This window comes from Paracoccus jiaweipingae, from assembly GCF_044335505.1.
Lineage (GTDB): Bacteria > Pseudomonadota > Alphaproteobacteria > Rhodobacterales > Rhodobacteraceae > Paracoccus.
The window spans coordinates 203,523-224,600 of the sequence record NZ_JBISBS010000003.1; the positions used below are offsets into that span (position 1 = coordinate 203,523).

The 21,078-nt window shown below is 64.3% G+C and carries 19 protein-coding genes; 9 read left to right on the forward strand and 10 right to left on the reverse strand.

Features of this window, described 5'->3' with window-relative positions; translation table 11 throughout:
* A complete protein-coding gene (locus ACFXP9_RS07200) occupies positions 1 to 789 on the forward strand; it encodes a sulfotransferase family 2 domain-containing protein (RefSeq protein ID WP_397207042.1) in 789 nt (262 codons plus the stop codon).
* Between the two features lie 63 nt (positions 790 to 852).
* Here ACFXP9_RS07200 and ACFXP9_RS07205 read toward each other — a convergent pair whose 3' ends face one another.
* Entirely contained in the window at positions 853 to 3,036 is a 2,184-nt protein-coding gene (locus ACFXP9_RS07205; protein WP_397210119.1) for a ComEC/Rec2 family competence protein, read from the reverse strand.
* A 121-nt stretch (positions 3,037 to 3,157) separates the two neighbouring features.
* Here ACFXP9_RS07205 and gltX point away from each other — a divergent pair, with 121 nt between their 5' ends.
* The 3 genes from gltX to ACFXP9_RS07220 all read left to right on the forward strand — a co-directional run bounded on the left by gltX (position 3,158) and on the right by ACFXP9_RS07220 (position 6,693).
* Positions 3,158 to 4,597, forward strand: a complete 1,440-nt coding sequence (gene gltX, locus ACFXP9_RS07210; protein WP_397210122.1) for a glutamate--tRNA ligase — start codon at positions 3,158 to 3,160, stop codon at positions 4,595 to 4,597.
* A gap of 53 nt (positions 4,598 to 4,650) precedes the next feature.
* A complete protein-coding gene (gltA, locus tag ACFXP9_RS07215) occupies positions 4,651 to 5,940 on the forward strand; it encodes a citrate synthase (protein ID WP_397207036.1) in 1,290 nt (429 codons plus the stop codon).
* Positions 5,941 to 6,039: 99 nt separating this feature from the next.
* Positions 6,040 to 6,693 carry an SDR family NAD(P)-dependent oxidoreductase gene (locus ACFXP9_RS07220; RefSeq protein ID WP_397207034.1) on the forward strand — a complete coding sequence of 218 codons (654 nt, stop codon included), beginning with the start codon at positions 6,040 to 6,042 and terminating at the stop codon, positions 6,691 to 6,693.
* A 119-nt stretch (positions 6,694 to 6,812) separates the two neighbouring features.
* Here the strand turns inward: ACFXP9_RS07220 and ppk2 are convergent, their stop codons facing one another.
* Positions 6,813 to 7,841: a polyphosphate kinase 2 gene (gene ppk2, locus ACFXP9_RS07225; protein ID WP_397207032.1), complete on the reverse strand. Its 1,029-nt coding sequence runs from the start codon at positions 7,839 to 7,841 to the stop codon at positions 6,813 to 6,815.
* Between the two features lie 144 nt (positions 7,842 to 7,985).
* Between ppk2 and ACFXP9_RS07230 the strand changes: the two genes are divergently transcribed.
* Entirely contained in the window at positions 7,986 to 8,645 is a 660-nt protein-coding gene (locus ACFXP9_RS07230; RefSeq protein WP_397207030.1) for a glutathione S-transferase family protein, read from the forward strand.
* 59 nt (positions 8,646 to 8,704) lie between these two features.
* On the opposite strand, the gene ACFXP9_RS07235 is transcribed toward ACFXP9_RS07230, so the two are convergent.
* Entirely contained in the window at positions 8,705 to 9,724 is a 1,020-nt protein-coding gene (locus ACFXP9_RS07235; protein ID WP_397207028.1) for a ribose-phosphate pyrophosphokinase, read from the reverse strand.
* Positions 9,725 to 9,807: 83 nt separating this feature from the next.
* Between ACFXP9_RS07235 and ACFXP9_RS07240 the strand changes: the two genes are divergently transcribed.
* Positions 9,808 to 10,407: a 2-hydroxychromene-2-carboxylate isomerase gene (locus ACFXP9_RS07240; RefSeq protein WP_397207026.1), complete on the forward strand. Its 600-nt coding sequence runs from the start codon at positions 9,808 to 9,810 to the stop codon at positions 10,405 to 10,407.
* 9 nt (positions 10,408 to 10,416) lie between these two features.
* Entirely contained in the window at positions 10,417 to 11,196 is a 780-nt protein-coding gene (locus ACFXP9_RS07245) for an alpha/beta fold hydrolase (RefSeq protein WP_397207024.1), read from the forward strand.
* On the opposite strand, the gene ACFXP9_RS07250 is transcribed toward ACFXP9_RS07245, so the two are convergent.
* From ACFXP9_RS07250 to ACFXP9_RS07280, 7 genes are all read right to left on the reverse strand, one after another.
* Positions 11,193 to 11,540, reverse strand: coding sequence for an H-type lectin domain-containing protein (locus tag ACFXP9_RS07250; RefSeq protein WP_397207022.1), 348 nt, complete (start codon positions 11,538 to 11,540; stop codon positions 11,193 to 11,195). The two genes, ACFXP9_RS07245 and ACFXP9_RS07250, sit on opposite strands and share 4 nt — an antisense overlap.
* Before the next feature lie 148 nt (positions 11,541 to 11,688).
* A complete protein-coding gene (locus tag ACFXP9_RS07255) occupies positions 11,689 to 12,132 on the reverse strand; it encodes a F0F1 ATP synthase subunit epsilon (protein WP_397207020.1) in 444 nt (147 codons plus the stop codon).
* A gap of 9 nt (positions 12,133 to 12,141) precedes the next feature.
* The gene (atpD, locus tag ACFXP9_RS07260; protein ID WP_397207018.1) at positions 12,142 to 13,566 is read right to left on the reverse strand and encodes a F0F1 ATP synthase subunit beta; all 1,425 of its coding nucleotides are present in this window, start codon (positions 13,564 to 13,566) and stop codon (positions 12,142 to 12,144) included.
* Positions 13,567 to 13,587: 21 nt separating this feature from the next.
* A complete protein-coding gene (locus tag ACFXP9_RS07265; RefSeq protein WP_397207016.1) occupies positions 13,588 to 14,463 on the reverse strand; it encodes a F0F1 ATP synthase subunit gamma in 876 nt (291 codons plus the stop codon).
* A 12-nt stretch (positions 14,464 to 14,475) separates the two neighbouring features.
* Entirely contained in the window at positions 14,476 to 16,011 is a 1,536-nt protein-coding gene (gene atpA, locus ACFXP9_RS07270; protein WP_397210124.1) for a F0F1 ATP synthase subunit alpha, read from the reverse strand.
* A complete protein-coding gene (locus tag ACFXP9_RS07275) occupies positions 16,011 to 16,577 on the reverse strand; it encodes a F0F1 ATP synthase subunit delta (RefSeq protein ID WP_397207012.1) in 567 nt (188 codons plus the stop codon). The genes atpA and ACFXP9_RS07275 overlap by 1 nt, the downstream gene beginning before the upstream one ends.
* Before the next feature lie 229 nt (positions 16,578 to 16,806).
* A complete protein-coding gene (locus ACFXP9_RS07280; protein ID WP_397207010.1) occupies positions 16,807 to 17,637 on the reverse strand; it encodes a class I SAM-dependent methyltransferase in 831 nt (276 codons plus the stop codon).
* A 109-nt stretch (positions 17,638 to 17,746) separates the two neighbouring features.
* Here ACFXP9_RS07280 and gloB point away from each other — a divergent pair, with 109 nt between their 5' ends.
* Together gloB and clpA are read left to right on the forward strand one after the other, a co-directional pair.
* Positions 17,747 to 18,481: a hydroxyacylglutathione hydrolase gene (gene gloB, locus ACFXP9_RS07285; RefSeq protein WP_397207008.1), complete on the forward strand. Its 735-nt coding sequence runs from the start codon at positions 17,747 to 17,749 to the stop codon at positions 18,479 to 18,481.
* 116 nt (positions 18,482 to 18,597) lie between these two features.
* Positions 18,598 to 20,916: an ATP-dependent Clp protease ATP-binding subunit ClpA gene (gene clpA / locus ACFXP9_RS07290; protein WP_397207440.1), complete on the forward strand. Its 2,319-nt coding sequence runs from the start codon at positions 18,598 to 18,600 to the stop codon at positions 20,914 to 20,916.
* Positions 20,917 to 21,078 lie beyond the last annotated feature (162 nt).

The window sequence follows — 21,078 nt, forward strand, 5'->3', positions numbered from 1 at the left end:
ATGACCAAGACCCGCCACGTCATCGTTCATTATCATATCTACAAGAATTCGGGGACGTCATTCGATCACGTTCTGGCCCACAGCTTCGGGGACCGGCATCAACTGTTTGACGGGCCGTTCCCGTTTTTTACCATCGGGCAGGACGAACTGGACACGATCATCCAGCGCCAGCCCCGGACACTGGCCTTCAGCTCGCACCAGATCGCGCTGCCGCAACCGACATCGCTGACCTATCGGCCCCTGGCGGCGGTGTTTCTGCGCAACCCGCTGCTGCGCATCGGCTCGATCTATCGGTTCAAGCGGCAAAGCGATGATGGCACCAGCACCTCGGATGCGGCGCGGCGGATGGATTTCGCGGAATGGATCGCGCATTGCTTTGCCTCGCCGCGCGAAATCGTGCATATTTCGAACGCGCAAACCCGGTTGCTGTCCCAGCCCTATGGCCGCCGCCCGCTGCGCCAGCGCAGCCCCGAGGGGATGGAATATGACCTCGACATGGCGCGGCGCAACCTCAGCAATGTGGAACTGTTGGGCCGGACCGAACAGTTCGAGGATGACGTCCGGCGCTTCAGCGATCTTCTGGCACCGTTAGGCCTGACGCTGCGCCTGCCCGACGATCTGCGCAAGAATGTCACCCAGGATGCGGACCTGCCGGTCGATGAACGCGTCGGGCGTCTGCTGGACCAGCTGGACCCGGCGCTGCGCCAGCAACTGATCAGCGCCAATTCCCAGGATCTGGCACTTTATGACCATGCCTGCCGGCTGATCGCAGCCAATCTGCCGGTCTGATCCCCGACCTGCCCCTTGGCCTGCCCCCGTGTGCCAGCCTACAGCGCGGGTTCTGGCCGCGCCTTACCCCCCGCCGCGCAGGGTCCAGCGGCGCTGACCGCTGCGGTCGCGGGCGGTGCTGATCAGCATCTGTCCGGGACGGTCGGGATCGGCGCGCAAAGCCACCGCCCCCGTCGCCCGCAAGGCCCGCGCATCCAGCAGATGACAAGGCGGCGCCGTCAGCGGCAGCACCTTGTCCGAGACCAGCACCACACCGGGCTGACACAATTCGACGGCCAATGCCTTGCCGCGGACACCGGTCAGATGGATCAGCCGCAGATCCGGTCCCAGATGCGCTGTGCGCTGATGGCGCGGCCCGTGCCAGCCCGGTCGCGCCGCCGCCTGCGCCTGATCTGCCGCGTCGCCATCCCCCTCAAGCCAGCGGGCCACGGCATAGCCCCCGCCCTTTGATTTGGAGGGCACCCGCAAACCGTCAGCGCCAAGCATGGCCACCGCATCGCCGGTGCCTGAAATCAGCACATGGGGGCGGTCATGTCCGGCCCAACCCAACAGCGCACAGGTCACCGCCAGCGCAGCCCCGGCGAATGCCGCGCGGCGCAGCGGGCCATTTGCCCGCCCCATGGTCAGCAGCAGCGGCACCAGCACCCCCAGCGCCAGCACTGGCACCACCCAGGCAGGCGGCGTGCGCACCATGCTGGTGGCACCATCCAGACCGGCAACGAAACCGGCCACCGCCAGCATCCAGCGCGTCCCCAGCCCCGCCACCCACAGCGCCGGTGCCGCCAGCCCCAGCGGCGCCAGCAGGGCCGCGATGACCCCGGCGGGCATGACAACGCTGCCCATGACCGGCACCGCCAGCAGGTTGGCCAGCAACCCGTAATGCGGCACCCGGCCAAAATGGGCGGCGGCAAAGGGCGCGGTCGCCAGCCCCGCCACCAGCGAGGTCAGCACCAGTATCGCCAGCGGGCGCAGCAGTGCCGGCAGGCGATGGCGCAGCGCCGGCCAGACCCGCGCCACGGTGATCAGCGCGATGGTTGCGGCAAAGCTCATCTGAAAGCCGGCCGAGACCAGCGTTTCGGGCGCAAATGCCAGAATCAGCACCGCCGCCAGGGCCACGCTGCGCAGCGAAATCGCCCGCCGGCCGGCGATAATGGCGCCAAGCATCACCGCCACCATGACAAACGCGCGATCCGTCGCCACCCCGCCACCCGACAGCCACAGATAGCCCGCCGCCGCGATCAGCGCGCCGATGGCCGCGCCATGATGGGCCGCCAGACGGCGTGGCGGCACATACCCGCCCCGGCGCAGCGCCAGCCCGGCCGCGACCAGAACCCAGCGCAGTCCCTGATAGGTAAACCCCGCCACCATCGCCATATGCAGCCCGGAAATCGACACGATATGATACAGGTTCGCGGCGCGCATGATCTGGTTGGTCACCTCAACAATGCCGCTGCGATCGCCGGTGAACAGCGCCGCCACCACCGCGCCGCTTTGCCCGCCAATGCTGTCGCGGATATGGGCCGCCGCCGCCATGCGCCAGCGATCCAGCACCGCCGCCGACCAGTCCGGCGCCGGGGCGACGGTCAGCACCGGCCCGCGGGTATAGCCAATGGCCCCCAGCCCCTGAAACCACGCATAGCGCCGAAAATCGAAGCCGCCGGGTTCCGAGGGGCCGGGTGGCGGCCCCAGATTTGCGGTCAGCATCACCCGCTGACCGGGCGGGGGCAATGCCTGCACCCCATGCGGCAGGCTGACCCGGACCAGATGCGGGCTGCGCTTGGGGTCCAGATCGCGCAGAACCACCTGATCCAGCACCAGCCGGATCTTGTCGCTTGCGGCGCGGTCAATCCCGGCCACCCGCCCCTCGACCGGGCCGTAATAGCGCCATTCCAGAACCGGTGCCGCCACCCGCGCCGCGCGCCAGCCCGCCAGCGCAAAGCCCGCGCCGCTCATCGCCACCGCCAGCGCAAAGGCCAGCATCAGGTCGGAAAAGCGCTGCCACCGCGCAGGCAGCCGCAGCCATAATAGCCCCGCCGCCAGCCCCGGCAGGGCCAGCCACAGCCCATCGCGCAGCCCCGGTTCGTAAGGCAGCGCCAGCCACAGCCCGATCCCCAGCCCCATCAGCACCGGCAGCCATAACAGCAAACCGGCCTGAAAGGCCGGGCGTGCAAACCCGCGCCGCCGCGCCACACCAGCCTGTCGTGCCGATGCCTGCCGGCCCATGCCCATCATCCGTGCGATTGCCACCGCTTGTCCTTGCGCCCTTGCTTGCGTATGCCTGCCTGACCATAGCGGCAGAGTCTTTCCAAAAGGTTAACGCCAGCCCGGCGCGCCGCGAAAAACCGATCTTTCTGCACAGGACCCGCCGATGTCTGACCCTGACCGCCCCACCCGTTCCGACACGCCCCGCCCGGACGGGGTCGTGACGCGGTTCGCGCCCTCGCCCACCGGTTATCTGCATATCGGCGGCGCGCGCACGGCGCTGTTCAACTGGCTGTTCGCGCGCGGTCGCGGCGGGAAATTCCTGCTGCGGATCGAGGATACCGACCGCGCCCGGTCCACCCCCGAGGCCACCGAGGCGATTCTGAAAGGGCTGGAATGGCTGGGTCTGGACTGGGATGGCGAACCGGTCAGCCAGTTCGCCCGCCGCGACCGCCACGCCGAGGTGGCCCGCCAGATGCTGGCCGATGGCAGCGCCTATAAGTGCTTTTCCACCCCTGAGGAGATCGAGACCTTCCGGGAAGCCGCCCGTGCCGAGGGACGCAGCACGCTGTTTGCCTCGCCCTGGCGCGACGCCGATCCGGCCAGCCTGCCTGATGCGCCCTTCGTCATTCGCCTGAAAGCCCCCCGCGATGGCGAGACGGTGATCGCGGATGCCGTGCAGGGGAATGTGCGGTTTCGCAACGATCAGCTGGACGATATGGTGCTGCTGCGCAGCGACGGCACGCCGACCTATATGCTGGCGGTGGTGGTCGATGATCACGATATGGGCGTCACCCATGTCATTCGCGGCGATGACCACCTGAACAATGCCGCGCGGCAGGTGCAGATCCTGCACGCGATGGGCTGGCCGGTGCCGGTTTACGCCCATATTCCGCTGATCCATGGCGAGGATGGCAAGAAACTGTCCAAGCGCCATGGCGCGGTCGGGCTGCATGATTATGCCGCGATGGGATACCCGGCCAGCGCAATGCGCAATTATCTGGCCCGCCTGGGCTGGAGCCATGGCGATGACGAGCTGTTTGACGACGCACAGGCGCAGGCGTGGTTCGGGCTGGAGGGGATCGGCAAGGCCCCGGCGCGGCTGGATTTCAAAAAGCTGGAACATGTCAGCAGCCACCATATCGGGGCCATGGCTGATGACGCGCTGTTGGCGGAACTGGCGGCCTTCCGCGCCGAGACCGGCCAGCCCGCGCTGACCCCGACCCAGACCGCGCGGCTGGCCCCGGCGCTGGCGGTGCTGAAGGAAAAGGCCCGCACCCTGCCCGCGCTGCTGGAACAGGCGCATTTCGCGCTGATCGACCGGCCGGTTCAGATTGATGAAAAAGCAGGCAAATCGCTGGATACTGTATCCCGTGGTATACTGAATGAATTGACGGAAAAGCTGGTTGGTGCTAACTGGACGCGACAAGAGCTGGAGGCGGCTGCGCAAGACGTGGCCGGGGCGCATGGTCTGGGACTTGGCAAGATCGCAGCACCGCTGCGCGCCGCGCTTGCGGGCCGAAGCTCGACCCCCAGTGTGTTCGACATGATGACGGCGCTTGGCCGCGAGGAAACCCTTGCGCGGCTGCGCGATCAGGCGGGCTGACCCCGCGACCCCAATCCCCCGGCAGACCGGGCAACAGGTGAGAAGGACATTTCATGGCCGACAAGACCGCAAAACTTTCCATCGACGGCAAAGACTATGACATGCCGGTGCTGTCCCCCACGGCGGGGCCGGATGTTGTCGACATTCGCAAACTGTATGCGCAGGCGGATGTGTTTACCTTCGACCCCGGCTTTACCTCGACCGCGTCCTGCGAATCGAAGATCACCTTCATCGACGGTGACAAGGGCGAGCTGTGGTATCGCGGCTATCCGATCGAGCAACTGGCCGAGAAATCGCATTACCTCGAAGTCTGCTATCTGCTGCTTTACGGTGAACTGCCGACCGCCGCGCAGATGGAAGATTTCGAAACCCGCGTGACCCGGCACACCATGGTGCATGAACAGATGCACAAATTTTTCAGCGGGTTCCGGCGCGATGCGCACCCGATGGCGACCATGGTCGGTGTGGTCGGGGCGATGTCGGCCTTTTATCACGATTCGGTCGATATCTCGGACCCGGTCCAGCGCGAGGTCGCCTCGATCCGGCTGATCGCCAAGCTGCCGACGATTGCGGCGATGGCGTATAAATATTCGGTCGGCCAGCCCTTCGTCTATCCGCGCAACGATCTGGATTACGCCTCGAACTTCCTGCATATGTGCTTCAGCGTCCCGGCCGAGCCATATCACGTCGATCCGGCGCTGGCCCGCGCGATGGACCGCATCTTTACCCTGCACGCCGATCACGAACAGAACGCCTCGACCAGCACTGTGCGTCTGGCCGGCTCGTCCGGGGCCAACCCGTTCGCCTGTATCGCCGCGGGCATCGCCTGTCTGTGGGGGCCTGCCCATGGCGGCGCCAACCAGGCCTGCCTGGAAATGCTGCGCGAGATCGGGTCGGTCGACCGCATCCCCGAATTCATCGCCCGCGCCAAGGACAAGAACGACCCGTTCCGCCTGATGGGCTTTGGCCACCGCGTTTACAAGAATTTCGACCCGCGCGCCAAGGTGATGAAGGAATCCGCCGACGAGGTGCTGGAGCTGTTGGGCGTGCATAACAACCCCACGCTGCAAGTCGCCAAGGAACTGGAAAAAATCGCGCTGGAAGATCCCTATTTCGTCGAGAAAAAGCTGTATCCCAACGTCGATTTCTATTCCGGCATCATTCTGGAAGCGATGGGCTTTCCGACCAGCATGTTCACCCCGATCTTTGCGCTGTCGCGCACCGTCGGCTGGATTTCGCAGTGGAAAGAAATGCTTGGCGATCCGCAAAACAAGATTGGCCGTCCGCGCCAGCTGTATATCGGGTCCAGGCGCCGCGACTATCTGGACGTCGAAAAGCGCTGAGAAAGGCGTTATGTCAGGGACAAGGGGGGCGCGTCTTCGCGCCCCTTTTTCCATCACTGCCCCGGATGCGGGCGCTCGCCAAGACAGAAGGACTGGATCATGAGCGAACAGAAACTGGCACTGGTCACCGGCGCTTCGCGCGGCTTGGGGGCGGCCATGGCCGAGGCGCTGGCGGCGCGGGGGTTTCACATTCTGGCCGTCGCCCGCACCTCGGGCGCGCTGGAGGAACTGGACGACCGCATCCGGCAGGCCGGTGGCAGTGCCACGCTGGCGCCGATGGATGTCACCAATCCCGAAGCGATGGTGCAGATGGCCAAATCGGTGGCCGAACGCTGGGGCGGGCTGGACCTGTGGGTTCACACCGCCATCCACGCCGCGCCGCTGACCCCGGTCGGGCATGTCGATGGCAAGGACTGGGAAAAATCGGTCAGCACCAATCTTGAGGCAACGCGAGGGCTGATCATGCTGCTGGACCCGCTGTTGCGGGCCAAATCGGGCCGGGCGATGTTTTTTGACGACCCGCGCGCCGGGCAGAAATTCTTCGCCAGCTATGGCGCGACCAAGGCCGGGCAGATGGCGCTGGCGCGCAGCTGGCAGGCCGAGGGCGCCAAGCTGGGACCGCAGGTCATTATCGCGGAACCCGCCGCCATGCCGACCGCAACGCGCGGGCGGTTTTTCCCCGGCGAGGACCGCAGCGCCCTGACCGATTGCCGTCACGAAGCCGCCCGTATTCTGACCGAAGCCGGGCTGTAAGCGGGCTGTAAATTCACATGCGCCGCGCTTGCGGGTGCGGCGCAAGGGGGCGCCGCCCCCTCGGGTCTGGCGACCCTCACCCCCGAGGTATTTCCGACAGGGGCGAGGGGAAACCGGGCTTATTTCCCCGATTTGCGCATATCCGGGTGCATTGAAGCCCCAAGGATATGTTCCGAGCGGTGAATGACATGGCCGGCGTGACCGACGATCAGCGGATCGGGCGGACAGGCGATTTCCGGGTCTTTGTCGGGATAGTCCAGCGAATTCAGGAAATGGCGCATACAGTTCAGCCGCGCGCGTTTCTTGTCATTCGACTTGACGATGGTCCAGGGCGCATCGGCGGTGTCGGTGTAAAAGAACATCGCCTCTTTCGCCTCGGTATAGTCGTCCCATTTATCAAGGCTGGCCAGGTCGATCGGTGACAGTTTCCAGCGTTTCAGCGGGTCGGTCTTGCGCGCCTCGAAGCGGCGGCGCTGTTCCTCGCGGGTGACCGAGAACCAGTATTTGTAAAGCCGGATGCCAGACCGCACCAGCATCTGTTCAACCTGCGGCGCCTGACGCATGAATTCCAGATATTCGGTGGGGGTGCAAAAGCCCATCACCCGTTCCACGCCGGCGCGGTTATACCAGCTGCGGTCGAAAAAGGTCATTTCGCCATTGGTTGGCAGATGCTCGATATAGCGCTGGAAATACCATTGGCCGCGTTCCTCTTCGCTGGGTTTGTTCAGCGCGACGACGCGGGCGAAACGCGGATTCAAATGTTCGGTATAGCGTTTGATCGTCCCGCCCTTGCCGGCGGCGTCGCGACCCTCGAACAGGATGACGAATTTCTGGCCGGTCTCCTGCGCCCATAACTGAACCTTCAGCAATTCGGCTTGCAGGCGGGCTTTCTCAAGCTCGTATCCGCGGCGGGCCATTTTGCGCGGATAGGGGTATTTGCCGCTTTCAAATGCCTGACGCACCTGATCGGCGGTCGGGTTGGGGAAATGTTTCAGGCCCGAAACCTCGGGCGGGGTCGCGCCGTCGGTCCTGGCGTCGGTCTTGTCAGTGGCGGGGTTTGCGGCACCGGCCTTGGCCGCAGGCGCAGAGGCATCCGCCGGTTTCTTTGCCGCAGCCGGCAGATCGGTCTGTTTGGCGATATCGTCCATGCGCATTTCCTTGTTTTTTCAGATCACTGCGTCAGTATGACACAATTGTGTCATTTGCGCATTGAGGCGGATCAAATTATCGCTGTTTTCCTGAACCGTCGCCGCGATTAAACTGGCCGCAACCGCTGTCAGGAAGGAAAAGCGATGCTGAAGATCCACGGTGTCACACGGTCGCGCGCCTCGCGTCTGGTCTGGTTGTGTCACGAAATCGGGCTGCCGTTTCAGCAGATCCCGGTCATTCAGGCCTATCGGCTGGCCGACCCGCTGGCCGCGGATGCACCGCTGAACACCCGCTCAGTGCGGTTTCTGGCGCTGTCTCCCGCCGGCGCCATCCCGGTGATCGAAGATGACGGTCTGGTGCTGTCGGAATCCATGGCCTGCACGCTGTATCTGGCGCGCAAGCACGGCGCGCCTTTCGGACCGCAAGATGCAGCCGAGGCCGCGCTGATGGATCAGTGGTCATTTTATGCCGCGACCTCGGTCGAGCCGGACGCCCTGACCATCCTGTTCTTGCATGAACGCGGTCAGGCTCAGAAAGGCGAGGATCAGGCGCTGGTCGCCAATGCCGCCGAACGTCTGGTCCGGCCCATGCAGGTGATCGAAGACCATCTGGCACAGCATGGCCATCCGGTCGGCGGGCGGTTCACCGTGGCCGATATCAACCTGGCCGAGGTGATCCGCTATGCCCAAGGCTATGCGCCGCTGATGACAGGTTTTCCCGCCACTCGCAGCTGGTTGCAGGATTGTCAGGCCCGGCCGGCATTCCAGAAAATGTGGATCACGCGTCTGGCCGAGCCAGAGTAACACCGCAAAAAAGGGGGCTTGCGGCCCCCTTTGCCGATGACTGGCACGGGCGCGGCAGGTCACATGCCGGAATACATGCCCTCATAGATTGGTTGCAGGGTCTCGACCTCGAACAGGCTGCTGACCGAGGTGCCGTTCCAGATATTCAGGATTGCCTGCGCAAACATCGGCGCGGTCGGCACGATACGGATATTGGGCGCATTGCGTACCGCGTCGGGCTGGTCGATGGAATCGGTGATGACCAGCGTTTTCATCACCGAATTGGTGATACGTTCCACCGCCGGACCCGACAGCACGCCATGGGTGATATAGGCGTGAACCTCGGTCGCGCCGTGATCGGACAGCAACTGCGCCGCCTTGCACAGCGTGCCGGCCGTGTCGCAAATGTCGTCCACGATGATGCAGGTCTTGCCCGATACATCACCGATCACCGTCATTTCCGCGATCTCGCCGGCCTTTTCGCGGCGCTTGTCGACGATGGCCATCGGCGCGCCGATCCGCTTGGCGATTTCACGCGCGCGGGCCACCCCGCCAACATCGGGCGAGACCACCATCACATCGTCCAGCCGGCCCTTGAAGTGATGCTGGATATCCAGCGAAAACACCGGCGCGGCATAAAGGTTATCAACCGGAATATCGAAAAAGCCCTGAATCTGTGTGGCGTGCAGATCAAGTGTCAGCACGCGGTCGACGCCCGCCTCGGTCAGCAGGTTGGCGACCAGCTTGGCGCTGATGGGGGTGCGGGCCTTGGCGCGGCGGTCCTGACGGGCATAGCCGAAATAAGGAATAACCGCCGTGATCCGCGCCGCCGAGGACCGGCGCAGCGCGTCGGTCATGATCAGCAGCTCCATCAGGTTGTCATTGGCCGGGTTCGAGGTCGACTGGACGATATACATATCCTCGCCGCGGACGTTTTCGTAAACCTCGACAAAGATTTCCTGATCGTTGAACCGTTCGACCCGCGCATCGACCAGCGCGACATTCATGCCGCGATGCATCGACATGCGTCGGGCGATGGAATTGGCCAGCGGCAGATTGGCATTGCCGGCAATCAGCTTGGGTTCGGTCATGGCGGGCATGGGGTGGTCCTTGCGTCGGATTCGGGCGATTGCACAGGCATTATCACCGCGTTAGCCTGCCCGCAAATCTTTGGGGACCGGTCATGGCGCATATCGACTATTATCTTGGCACAATCAGCCCATGGGCCTATCTGGCCGGGGCGCGTCTTGAGGAGATCGCCGCCCGGCATGGCGCCAGCATCACTTACAAGCCGCTGGATGCGCTGCAATTGTTCGACCGCACCGGCGGTGTGCGGCCCGCACAGCGCCACCCCGCGCGACAGGATTACCGGTTGCAGGAACTGGCGCGCTGGTCGGCGCATCTGGATATGGCCCTGAACCTGCGCCCGGCCTTTGCGCCGGTGAATATGGCGCCATCATCCTATGCGATCATCGCGGCGCAGGCCTCGGGCGGGGGGGATGTGGGCGCGCTGGTGCAGGGGTTTTTGCGCGCGGTCTGGGCCGAGGATCGCGATATTTCCGATGATGAGGTGATCCGCGATATTCTGTCCGCCACCGGGTTCGACCCGAAACTGGCCGATAGCGGGCTGTTCATCGGTGCCGAAACCTATGGCCGCAATCTGGAACAGGCGGTCGAGGCCGGGGTGTTCGGGGTGCCGTTTTATATTGTGCGCGACAGCGGCGAAAAATTCTGGGGACAGGACCGGCTGTCCTTTCTGGACGCCCATCTGGCCAGCCTGTAGGACCGCAGCATGAGCACCGATCTGAACATACGCCACTGGCCGGGCGACCCCGACCGCCCTGCCCTTGCGCTGCATTGCATGATGGGCACCGCCAGCTATTGGGGGCCGATCGCGGATCATCTGGGGGGGCGGGTCAGCCTGTCGGCCTTTGACTTTCCCGGCCATGGCCGCAGCCCCGACTGGCAGCCCGCGCCGGACGGGCCGGACTACCACACCGCCGCCACCCGCCTGACCGCGGCGCTGATTGACCGTCCACTGGACCTGATCGGCCACAGTTTCGGCGCCACCGTGGCCCTGCGCATTGCCGTGGCCGCCCCCGAGGCGGTGCGCAGCCTGACCCTGATCGAGCCGACCTTTTTCGCCGCCGCCCCCTCGCCCGAGGACGAGGCCCTGTCCGATCGCCTGCACGCGGCGCTGGATCGTGGCGACAATGAAGGCGCCGCCCGGATGTTTCTGGAAATCTGGGGCCAGATCCCGCTGGACCACCTGCCGCCGGTCATGCGCACCCGTGCCATTGCGCAGATGCCGCTGGTTTCGCTGACCCGTGATGTCATGGGCTATGACAGCGCCAATCTGCTGGGGCCGGGCCGGCTGGAGGCCGTGGACATGCCGGTGATGATGATCGCCGGGGCTGACAGCCCGCCCACGGTCGGACGCATTATTGACGCGCTGGCCGAACGCCTGCCCGATGTGGGGCGCGCCACGGTGCCGGATGCCGGCCACATGGTGCCAATCACCCACCCTGCCGAGGTCGCGGGCCTGATTGCGGTCAATCTGGACCGGTCCTAAAGATCCCAGTCGCCGTCGTGGATGGTTTCGCCAATGGCCAGCCAGTCCACACGGATGCGGGCGACGCGACTGTCGCCCCAGGTGCTGAACAGCAGGTCAAACCCCTGCGCGGTGACCTGTTCAACCGACAGATCGCCGCGCTGGTTGCAATCGCCCGCGCTGTCCCACATCGACACCCCGACATGCACAATGGGTGGCGACAAAAACGCTGTAGGAAAAACCACAGTCCTGCGGACCAGTCTTGGCCCGCTGCCTGCCCACATCGGGCCATCGGTCTCGAAATCGGAAAACAGGGTCTCGCGCCCGTTCTGGATACCGACAGCGCGATGCGAAAAGCGAAGCATGGGGGATGTCAGAAACTAGCCACAAACCGGAAATCAGACCGTGACTATGCGGCAATCCACCTGAATCCGTCAAGTGCTGCAAAAACAGGCATAAAATAAAAAGAAGCCCCGGAAAACTGCCGGGGCTTCTGTCAGGTTTTTCCGTCGATCAATCGGGCACCGAGGCCTGATTGGGGTCCAGCCCGATATGGGTGCCAAGGGCTTCCATATCGGCCAGCAGCTTGACGGCGGCTTCGACCGCGCCTTCGGCACCGGTCTTGTCCTGCGCGACCTTCTTCTGGCGATGGGCCTCGGTCATCATATCGTTAAAGACGTCCTGGGTCATTTCCGCGCGGGGATGGCCGCGCTCGGCCAGCAGGCTGACCGATTCCGCGTTGATCTCGGCGAAGCCGCCCGAGATTGCGAATTCGGTCGATTGACCCTGCGCGTCGACCACCACGACCAGACCCGGCCGCAGATTGACGATCTCGGCGGCATGGCCGGGCATGGCGGTCAGATCGCCTTCCGTGCCCGGCAGGCGCACCTCGCGCACCGGGACGGAGACAAGGCTCCGCTCCGGCGAGACGAGGTCGAACTGCATCGTGTCGGCCATATCGCCCCCTTACGCCGCGTCCGCGGCCAGCTTGGCGGCTTTGGCTTTCACCTCTTCGATGCCGCCGACCATATAGAAGGCCGCTTCGGGCAGGTGGTCATATTCACCAGCCACAACCGCCTTGAACGAGGCAATGGTGTCTTCCAGCGGCACCTGAACCCCGTCCGAGCCGGTGAACACCTTGGCCACGTCGAAGGGCTGGGACAGGAAACGCTGGATCTTGCGGGCGCGGGCCACGGTCAGCTTGTCCTCTTCCGACAGTTCGTCCATGCCAAGGATGGCGATGATGTCTTGCAGCGATTTGTATTTCTGCAAGATCCCCTGAACGTCGCGGGCAACCTGATAATGTTCCTCGCCCACAACACCGGGGTCGAGAATACGGCTGTTCGAGTCCAGCGGGTCCACAGCCGGATAGATCCCCAGCTCCGAGATGGCGCGCGACAGAACCGTCGTCGCGTCAAGGTGGGCAAAGGTCGTGGCCGGGGCCGGGTCGGTCAGGTCGTCGGCCGGAACGTAAACGGCCTGAATGGACGTGATCGAGCCATTCTTGGTCGAGGTAATGCGTTCCTGCATCGCGCCCATATCGGTGGCCAGCGTCGGCTGGTAACCCACGGCGGACGGGATACGACCCAGCAGCGCCGACACTTCCGAACCCGCCTGGGTAAAGCGGAAGATATTGTCGACAAAGAACAGAACGTCGGTCCCGGTCGAATCGCGGAACTGTTCGGCCAGCGTCAGACCGGTCAGGGCAACACGCATCCGCGCCCCCGGAGGTTCGTTCATCTGACCGTAAACAAGGGCCACCTGGCTTTCCGACAGGTTGTCCTCTTTGATAACGCCCGATTCCACCATTTCGTGATACAGGTCGTTGCCTTCGCGGGTCCGCTCACCCACACCGGCGAAGACCGAATAGCCCGAGTGCACCTTGGCGATGTTGTTGATCAGTTCCATGATCAGAACGGTTTTGCCGACGCCGGCACCCCCGAACAGACCGATTTTACCACCCTTGGAATAGGGCGCCAGCAGGTCGATAACCTTGATGCCGGTGACCAGAATTTCCGAGCTGGTGGCCTGCGCGGCGAAATCCGGCGCGGGCTGGTGGATGGCGCGGGTTTCGGTGCTTTCGACCGGGCCGCGTTCATCGACCGGTTCACCGACGACGTTCAGAATGCGCCCCAGCGTCGCGTCACCGACCGGCACGCTGATCGGCTTGCCGCTGTCGGTCACCGCGGTGCCACGGACCAGACCTTCGGTCGCGTCCATGGCGATGGTGCGCACGGTGTTTTCGCCAAGATGCTGCGCAACTTCCAGCACCAGTTTCTTGCCGTTGTTTTCGGTTTCCAGCGCGTTCAGAATCGCCGGAAGGTGGTCGTCGAACTGCACGTCGACAACGGCGCCGATCACCTGCGTGATTTTGCCTTTGGCCTCTGCCATGTGTCTACCCCTGCGTTAAGGTCAAAGCGCCTCGGCGCCCGAAATGATTTCAATAAGTTCCTTGGTGATCGCCGCCTGACGCGAGCGGTTATACTCGGTCGTGAGGCGGTCGATCATGTCGCCGGCATTGCGGGTGGCGTTGTCCATGGCGGACATGCGCGCGCCCTGCTCGCTGGCGGCGTTTTCCAACAGCGCCGCAAAGATCTGCGTGGCCACCGAACGCGGCAGCAGATCGGCCAGAATGGCCTCTTCGCCCGGCTCATAGTCGTAAAGCGACGAGGCACCAGCCCCCTCGCCTTCCGGGACCACGGCGGGGATGATCTGTTGCGCGGTCGGGATCTGGCTGATCACCGATTCAAAGCGGTTGAAGAAGATCGTCGCCACATCGAACCCGCCTTCCATAAAGCGGGTCAGGATGTCATCCGCGATCGAGCGCGCATTGTCGTAACCGATGCGCTTGACCTCGGACAGGTTGACATGGCTGACGAATGCCTGCGCGAAATCGCGCTTCAGCTGTTCGCGGCCCTTCTTGCCGACGGTCAGGATGGTGACCTCTTTGCCCTGACCGCGCAGGCGTTCGGCATGTTGCCGCGCCAGCTTGACGATCGAGCTGTTAAAGCCACCGGCCAGACCACGTTCCGCCGTCATCACGACCAGCAGGTGACGGTGATCGTCGCCCGTGCCGGCCAGCAGGCGCGGCGCGTTGTCCGAACCCGCCGCCGATGCCGTCAGCCCCGCCATCACCGCATTCATGCGTTCGGCATAGGGGCGCGCGGCCTCCGCCGCCTCTTGCGCGCGGCGCAATTTGGCGGCGGCGACCATTTGCATCGCCTTGGTGATCTTCCGCGTGTTCTTGACGCTTCCGATCCGGTTTTTCAGATCCTTAAGGCTCGGCATGTTTTGCCCCCCTTAAGCGTAGGTTTTGGCGTAGGCGTCCAGAACCGACTTCAGCTTGTCCTCGGCCTCGCCCTTGATCTTGGGGTCGTCCTTGGTCAGCCAGTCCAGCACATCCTGATGCTGGTTGCGCAGGAAGGCCAGCAGGCCCTGTTCCCATTTGCCGACCTGATTGACCGGGATCGCGTCCAGATAACCATGCGTCCCGGCATAGATCACCATGACGATTTCGGCATTGGTCAGCGGCGCATATTGCGGCTGTTTCATCAGCTCGGTCAGGCGGGCGCCACGGTTCAGCAGCTTTTGCGTCGCGGCATCAAGGTCCGAGCCGAACTGCGCAAAGGCGGCCATTTCGCGATACTGCGCCAGTTCCAGCTTGACCGGACCCGCAACCGATTTCATCGCGTTGGTTTGTGCCGATGACCCCACGCGCGACACCGACAGACCGGTGTTCACAGCCGGGCGGATACCCTGGAAGAACAGGTCGGTTTCCAGGAAGATCTGGCCATCGGTGATCGAAATCACGTTGGTCGGAATATAGGCCGACACGTCACCCGCCTGGGTTTCGATGATCGGCAGCGCGGTCAGCGACCCGGCACCGAAATCTTCGTTCAGCTTGGCCGACCGTTCCAGCAGGCGCGAATGCAGATAGAACACGTCACCCGGATAGGCTTCACGCCCGGGCGGACGGCGCAGCAGCAGCGACATCTGGCGGTAAGCCACGGCCTGTTTGGACAGGTCGTCATAGATGATCAGCGCATCTTTGCCGTTGTCGCGGAAATATTCGGCCATCGCCGTCGCGGCATAGGGGGCCAGATATTGCATCGGCGCCGGTTCCGAGGCGGTGGCGGCGATCACGGTCGTATAGGCCATGGCGCCGGTTTCTTCCAGCTTCTTCACCAGCTGCGCCACGGTCGAACGCTTTTGACCCACGGCGACATAGAAGCAGTGAAGGGTTTTCATCCCGTCATCTTCGCGACCGTTATAGTTCTGCTGGTTCAGGATGGTGTCCAGCGCAATCGCGGTCTTGCCGGTCTGGCGGTCACCGATGATCAGCTCGCGCTGGCCGCGGCCAACGGGGATCATGGCGTCAACCGATTTCAGACCGGTCGCCATCGGTTCATGCACCGATTTGCGCGGCATGATGCCGGGGGCCTTGACGTCGGCCACGCGGCGCTCGGTCGCGTTGATCGGGCCTTTGCCGTCGATCGGGTTCCCCAGCGCGTCAACGACGCGACCCAGCAGTTCCGGGCCGGCGGGCACGTCCACGATGGACCGGGTGCGCTTGACGGTGTCGCCTTCCTTGATGCTGCGGTCGTCACCGAAGATCACGACGCCGACATTGTCGGTTTCAAGGTTCAGCACCATCCCGCGGATACCGCCGGGGAATTCGACCATCTCACCGGCCTGAACGCTGTCGAGACCATAGACACGGGCAATACCGTCGCCAACCGACAGCACCTGACCGACCTCGGCCACCTCGGCCTCCTGGCCGAAATTCTTGATCTGATCCTTGAGGATCGCCGAAATTTCGGCTGCCTGGATTCCCATTATCCGACCTCTTTCATAGCATTCTGAAGGGACGCGAGCCGCGAACGGATCGAGCTGTCGATCATCTGCGAGCCCATTTTCACGATCATGCCGCCGATGAGGCTGTCATCGACGCGGGTGTTCAGTTTGACCGTCTTGCCGGATTTCTCGGCCAGCGTATTGGTCAGGCGCTGTTTCTGATCCGCCGTCAGTTCGACCGCGCTGGTCACATCCGCCGTCACCTCGCCGCGCTCATCGGCGATCAGGCCGCGCAGCTTTGCCACCAGTTGCGGCAGCGTGAACAGGCGGCGGTTCTGCGCCATCAGCGCCAGCGTATTGGCCAGCACCTGTGACAGCCCCATCTTGCCGGCAATCGCGGCGATGGCCTGACCCTGGGCATCACGGGACAAGACCGGTGACCCGATCATCGCACGCAGATCGGCGCTGTCATCCAGCGCACGGGCCAGATCGTCGACCTGTGCGGACAACGTATCCAGATCCCCGGATTCCTTGGCGATGTCGAAAACGGCTTGCGCGTAACGCCCGGCGATATTTGCGGAAATCGAAGCGGAGTTTGCCACGGTCATCCTTCCGGTTAGCGCGAAGCCCCGCTGGCGGGCCGTCCTGTCGGGGCGGTCAGTCGCGGGGCGGTTGGACGAAAGGGCGAACCCTTCCGAAATCTGTGCGGTGTCTAGCAGGTGATGACGGGCCTCGCAACCGCCTTGATCACGGAAATGAAAGCGCTGCGGCGCTTTGGGAACATTCTAGCGCTAACGCCGTGACGCCGGGGCAGATCGCGGCGCGGCGGCGCGCGGATCAGGGCTGTGGCGGCACCCGGATCACCGCGTCACGGCGCAGGGATTCGCCCCGCAGCGGCTGGGACGCGTGGGGGTTCAGATGGCCCGCCGCGCCGGGGCGCGCCAGCCCGCCAAGCACCGCCGCCGGGTTGGGCAGCGACATGCGCAGACCCGGCCCGACCGGGGCGCGCAGCTGTTTGCTGGCCTCGGTCAGGACCACCCCGGCCACCAGCACCTGAGAGATACGCGCGCCGGTGCGTTCCCACCACGCCGCCGTGCGCAGCCAGAACCGCCGGTCCGAGGGCGGCACATACAGCGCCGCGCCCTGCGCCTCGGTCACGAAACCGGCGCGGCGCAACTGGGTTTCCAGCTGGCCCGCGGTATAGCTGCGGCCATAGCCAAAGGGCGTGGTATCGGCCCGCGCCCACAGCCCCGCCCGGTTGGGCGCCATCACCACCAGCCGCCCGCCCGGTCCCAGCACCCGCCAGGCCTCGGCCAGCAGGGCGTCGGGGTGGTCCGCGACCTCCAGCCCGTGCAACAGCACCAGCCGGTCGACGCTGCCGGTGTCCAGCGGCCAGGCGGTTTCATCGCACAGCACCGCGTGATTGGGCGCCCCGGCTGGCCAGCCCATCACCCCTTGCGGCCCCGGCATCAGCCCGGTGACCCGCCGCGCATGGGCCAGATATGGCCGCAGCAGCGGCACCGGAAACCCAAAGCCCGCCACGGTCATCCCCGCCGTGCCCTCGGCCGGCCACAGCGCGGTCAGCCGCTCGCGCAGCGCCCGCTGAACCACCCGCCCCAGCGCCCGCTGGTAATAAAAGCGCCGCAGCTCGATCACGTCCTGATGCATGGCTTTCCCCTGCTTTGCCCCTGTGCGGCGAAAGGCACCGCCCGGCCGCTTGCACCCCCGCCCGCTTTGCGGCACCCCTTAGGGTAATGCGGCAACGGGAGGAATGCCAATGGCTCTGGAACTGGTTTCGGTGCGCTGCCTGTCAGATAACTATGCCTGGCTGATCCACGGCCCCGGCGGCACCGCGCTGATCGACGCGCCCGAGGCCGACCCGGTGCTGGCCGCGCTGGCGGAACGCGGCTGGTCGCTGGACCATATCGCGCTGACCCACCATCATCACGATCACGTTCAGGCCGCCCCCCGGCTGGTGGCCGCCACCGGCGCGCAGGTGATCGGGGCGGCGGCCGATGCCCACCGCCTGCCGCCGCTGGATCTGGCGGTGCGGCCGGGTGACAGCGTGGCGCTGGCCGGGCATCCGGCACAGGTGATCGACGTGTCGGGCCACACCATCGGGCATATTGCCTTTTACCTGCCGCAGGACGGGCTGGCGATGACTGGCGACAGCCTGATGGCCATGGGTTGTGGGCGCCTGTTCGAGGGCGACGCCGACACCATGTGGGCCAGCCTGTCGCGGCTGAACGCCCTGCCCGCCGATACCCTGATCTGTTCCGGGCATGATTACTGTGCGACAAACGCGGCCTTTGCGCTTTCGGTCGAAGCTGATAATCAGGCCATCAGCCAGCGCCTGCACAGCGGCCAGCCCTGTGCGCCTGCCACCCTTGCCCAGGAACGTCAGACCAACCCGTTTTTGCGCGTCGCCGCCCTGCGGCCCGCATTGGGCATGGCGGGCGCATCCGATGCCAGCGTTTTCGCCCGTCTGCGCCAGATGAAGGACGATTTCTGATGCCTTGAAATCCGCAGGCCCGGTGAACACCTATGACACAAACCGGATCGGGTTAACCAATTCTTCAGGAATTGGTGCCATAAAGACCCCAGTCCGCCCCGAAGGAGAAGATGCCCGTGCCGTCCTTTTCGACCTCTCTGGAACAGGCCATCCACGCCGCGCTTGCGCTGGCGAATGAACATCACCACGAACTGGCAACGCTGGAACACCTGCTGCTGGCCCTGACCGAGGAACCGGATGCGGTGCGCGTCATGCGCGCCTGCGATGTCGATCTGGCGGAATTGCGCCGGATGCTGGGTGATTTCATCGAGGATGATCTGTCCACGCTGGTCACCGATATCGACGGGCACGAGGCCGTGCCAACCGCCGCGTTCCAGCGGGTGATCCAGCGCGCGGCGATCCATGTCCAAAGCTCGGGCCGGTCCGAGGTGACGGGCGCGAATGTGCTGGTTGCGATCTTTGCCGAACGCGAATCGAACGCGGCGTTTTTCCTGAACGAACTGGACATGACGCGCTATGACGCGGTGAATTTCATCGCCCATGGCGTCGCCAAGAATGCCGATTTCAACGAAAACCGGGTTGTTGAAGGGACCGAGGCCGGCACCCACAGCACCGCCGAGGCGCCGCCCGAAAAGGGCGAATCGGCGCTGGCGAAATATTGCGTCGACCTTAACCAGAAGGCGGCCGAGGGTGATGTGGACCCGCTGATCGGCCGCACCGCCGAGGTTGAGCGCTGCATTCAGGTTCTGTGCCGCCGGCGCAAGAACAACCCGTTGCTGGTGGGCGACCCCGGCGTCGGTAAAACTGCCATTGCCGAAGGGCTGGCCCTGAAAATCACCCGTGGCGAAACCCCCGAGGTGCTGAAAGGCGCCACCATCTTTTCGCTGGATATGGGGGCGCTGCTGGCTGGCACCCGTTATCGCGGCGATTTCGAGGAACGGCTGAAAGCCGTGGTGAAAGAACTGGAAAGGCACCCCGACGCCATTTTGTTCATCGACGAAATCCACACCGTGATCGGGGCCGGGGCGACGTCGAGCGGGGCGATGGATGCCTCGAACCTGCTGAAACCGGCCTTGGCGGGCGGCAAGCTGCGCTGCATGGGGTCGACCACCTACAAGGAATTCCGTCAGCATTTCGAAAAGGACCGCGCCCTGTCGCGCCGGTTCCAGAAGATTGATGTGAACGAACCCTCGGTCCCCGATGCGATCAAGATCCTGATGGGGCTGAAACCGCATTTCGAGGCGCATCACGAATTGCGTTATACCAATGACGCGATCAGGACAGCGGTTGAACTGGCCGCGCGCTATGTCAACGATCGCAAGCTGCCCGACAGCGCCATCGACGTGATCGACGAGGCCGGGGCCGCACAGCATCTGCTGCCCGAAAGCCGTCGCCGCAAGACCATTTCCCCGCGCGAGATCGAGGATGTGGTCGCCAAGATTGCCCGCATCCCACCCAAGCAGGTCAGCAAGGACGACACCGAAATGCTGCGCGATCTGGACGCCACGCTGAAACGGGTGGTGTTCGGGCAGGATCAGGCGATTGACGCGCTGGCCTCCGCGATCAAACTGGCCCGCGCCGGTCTGCGCGAACCGGAAAAGCCCATCGGCAATTACCTGTTTGCCGGTCCCACCGGCGTCGGCAAGACCGAGGTCGCCAAACAACTGGCCGATACGCTGGGTGTGGAACTGCTGCGCTTTGACATGTCGGAATATATGGAAAAGCACGCGGTCAGCCGGCTGATCGGGGCGCCGCCCGGATATGTCGGCTTCGATCAGGGCGGGCTTTTGACCGATGGTGTCGACCAGCATCCGCATTGTGTCCTGCTGCTGGACGAGATCGAGAAAGCGCATCCCGATGTGTTCAATATCCTGTTGCAGGTGATGGATAACGGCAAGCTGACCGATCACAACGGCAAACAGGTCGATTTCCGCAATGTGATCCTGATCATGACCTCGAATGCCGGGGCTGCGGATCAGGCCCGCGCTGCCATCGGCTTTGGCCGCGACCGCCGCGAGGGCGAGGATACGGCCGCCATTGAGCGCACTTTCACCCCCGAATTCCGCAACCGTCTGGACGCGATCATCAGCTTTGCCCCGCTGTCGCGCGAGGTGATTGTTCAGGTGGTGGAAAAATTCGTCCTGCAACTGGAAGCACAGCTGATCGACCGCAATGTCCATATCGAGCTTTCACCCCAGGCCGCCGAATGGCTGGCCGGGCGCGGTTACGACGACAAGATGGGCGCCCGCCCGCTTGGCCGGGTCATTCAGGAGGTGATCAAGAAACCGCTGGCCGAGGAATTGCTGTTTGGGCGACTGACCAAAGGCGGCGTGGTGCGGGTGCGCATCGCAGACGACAAGCCGGTCTTTGACATCGAAGGCCCCGAGGCGCTGAAACTGTCGCGCAGTAAGCCACGCCTGCTGACCGCTGACTGACCCCGGATGCCCGCCTGCGCGAAGTCACCGCAGGCGGGCATTTACCACGGTGGACAGCACGGCGCGTGGTGGTGGGGTGCCACCAACGCAGTAATCAGTGCCGGGGGGTTGCGGCGCGGCAGGCCAGTTTCGTCCGGGTCAGGTTGGGCCGCATGGCTGGTG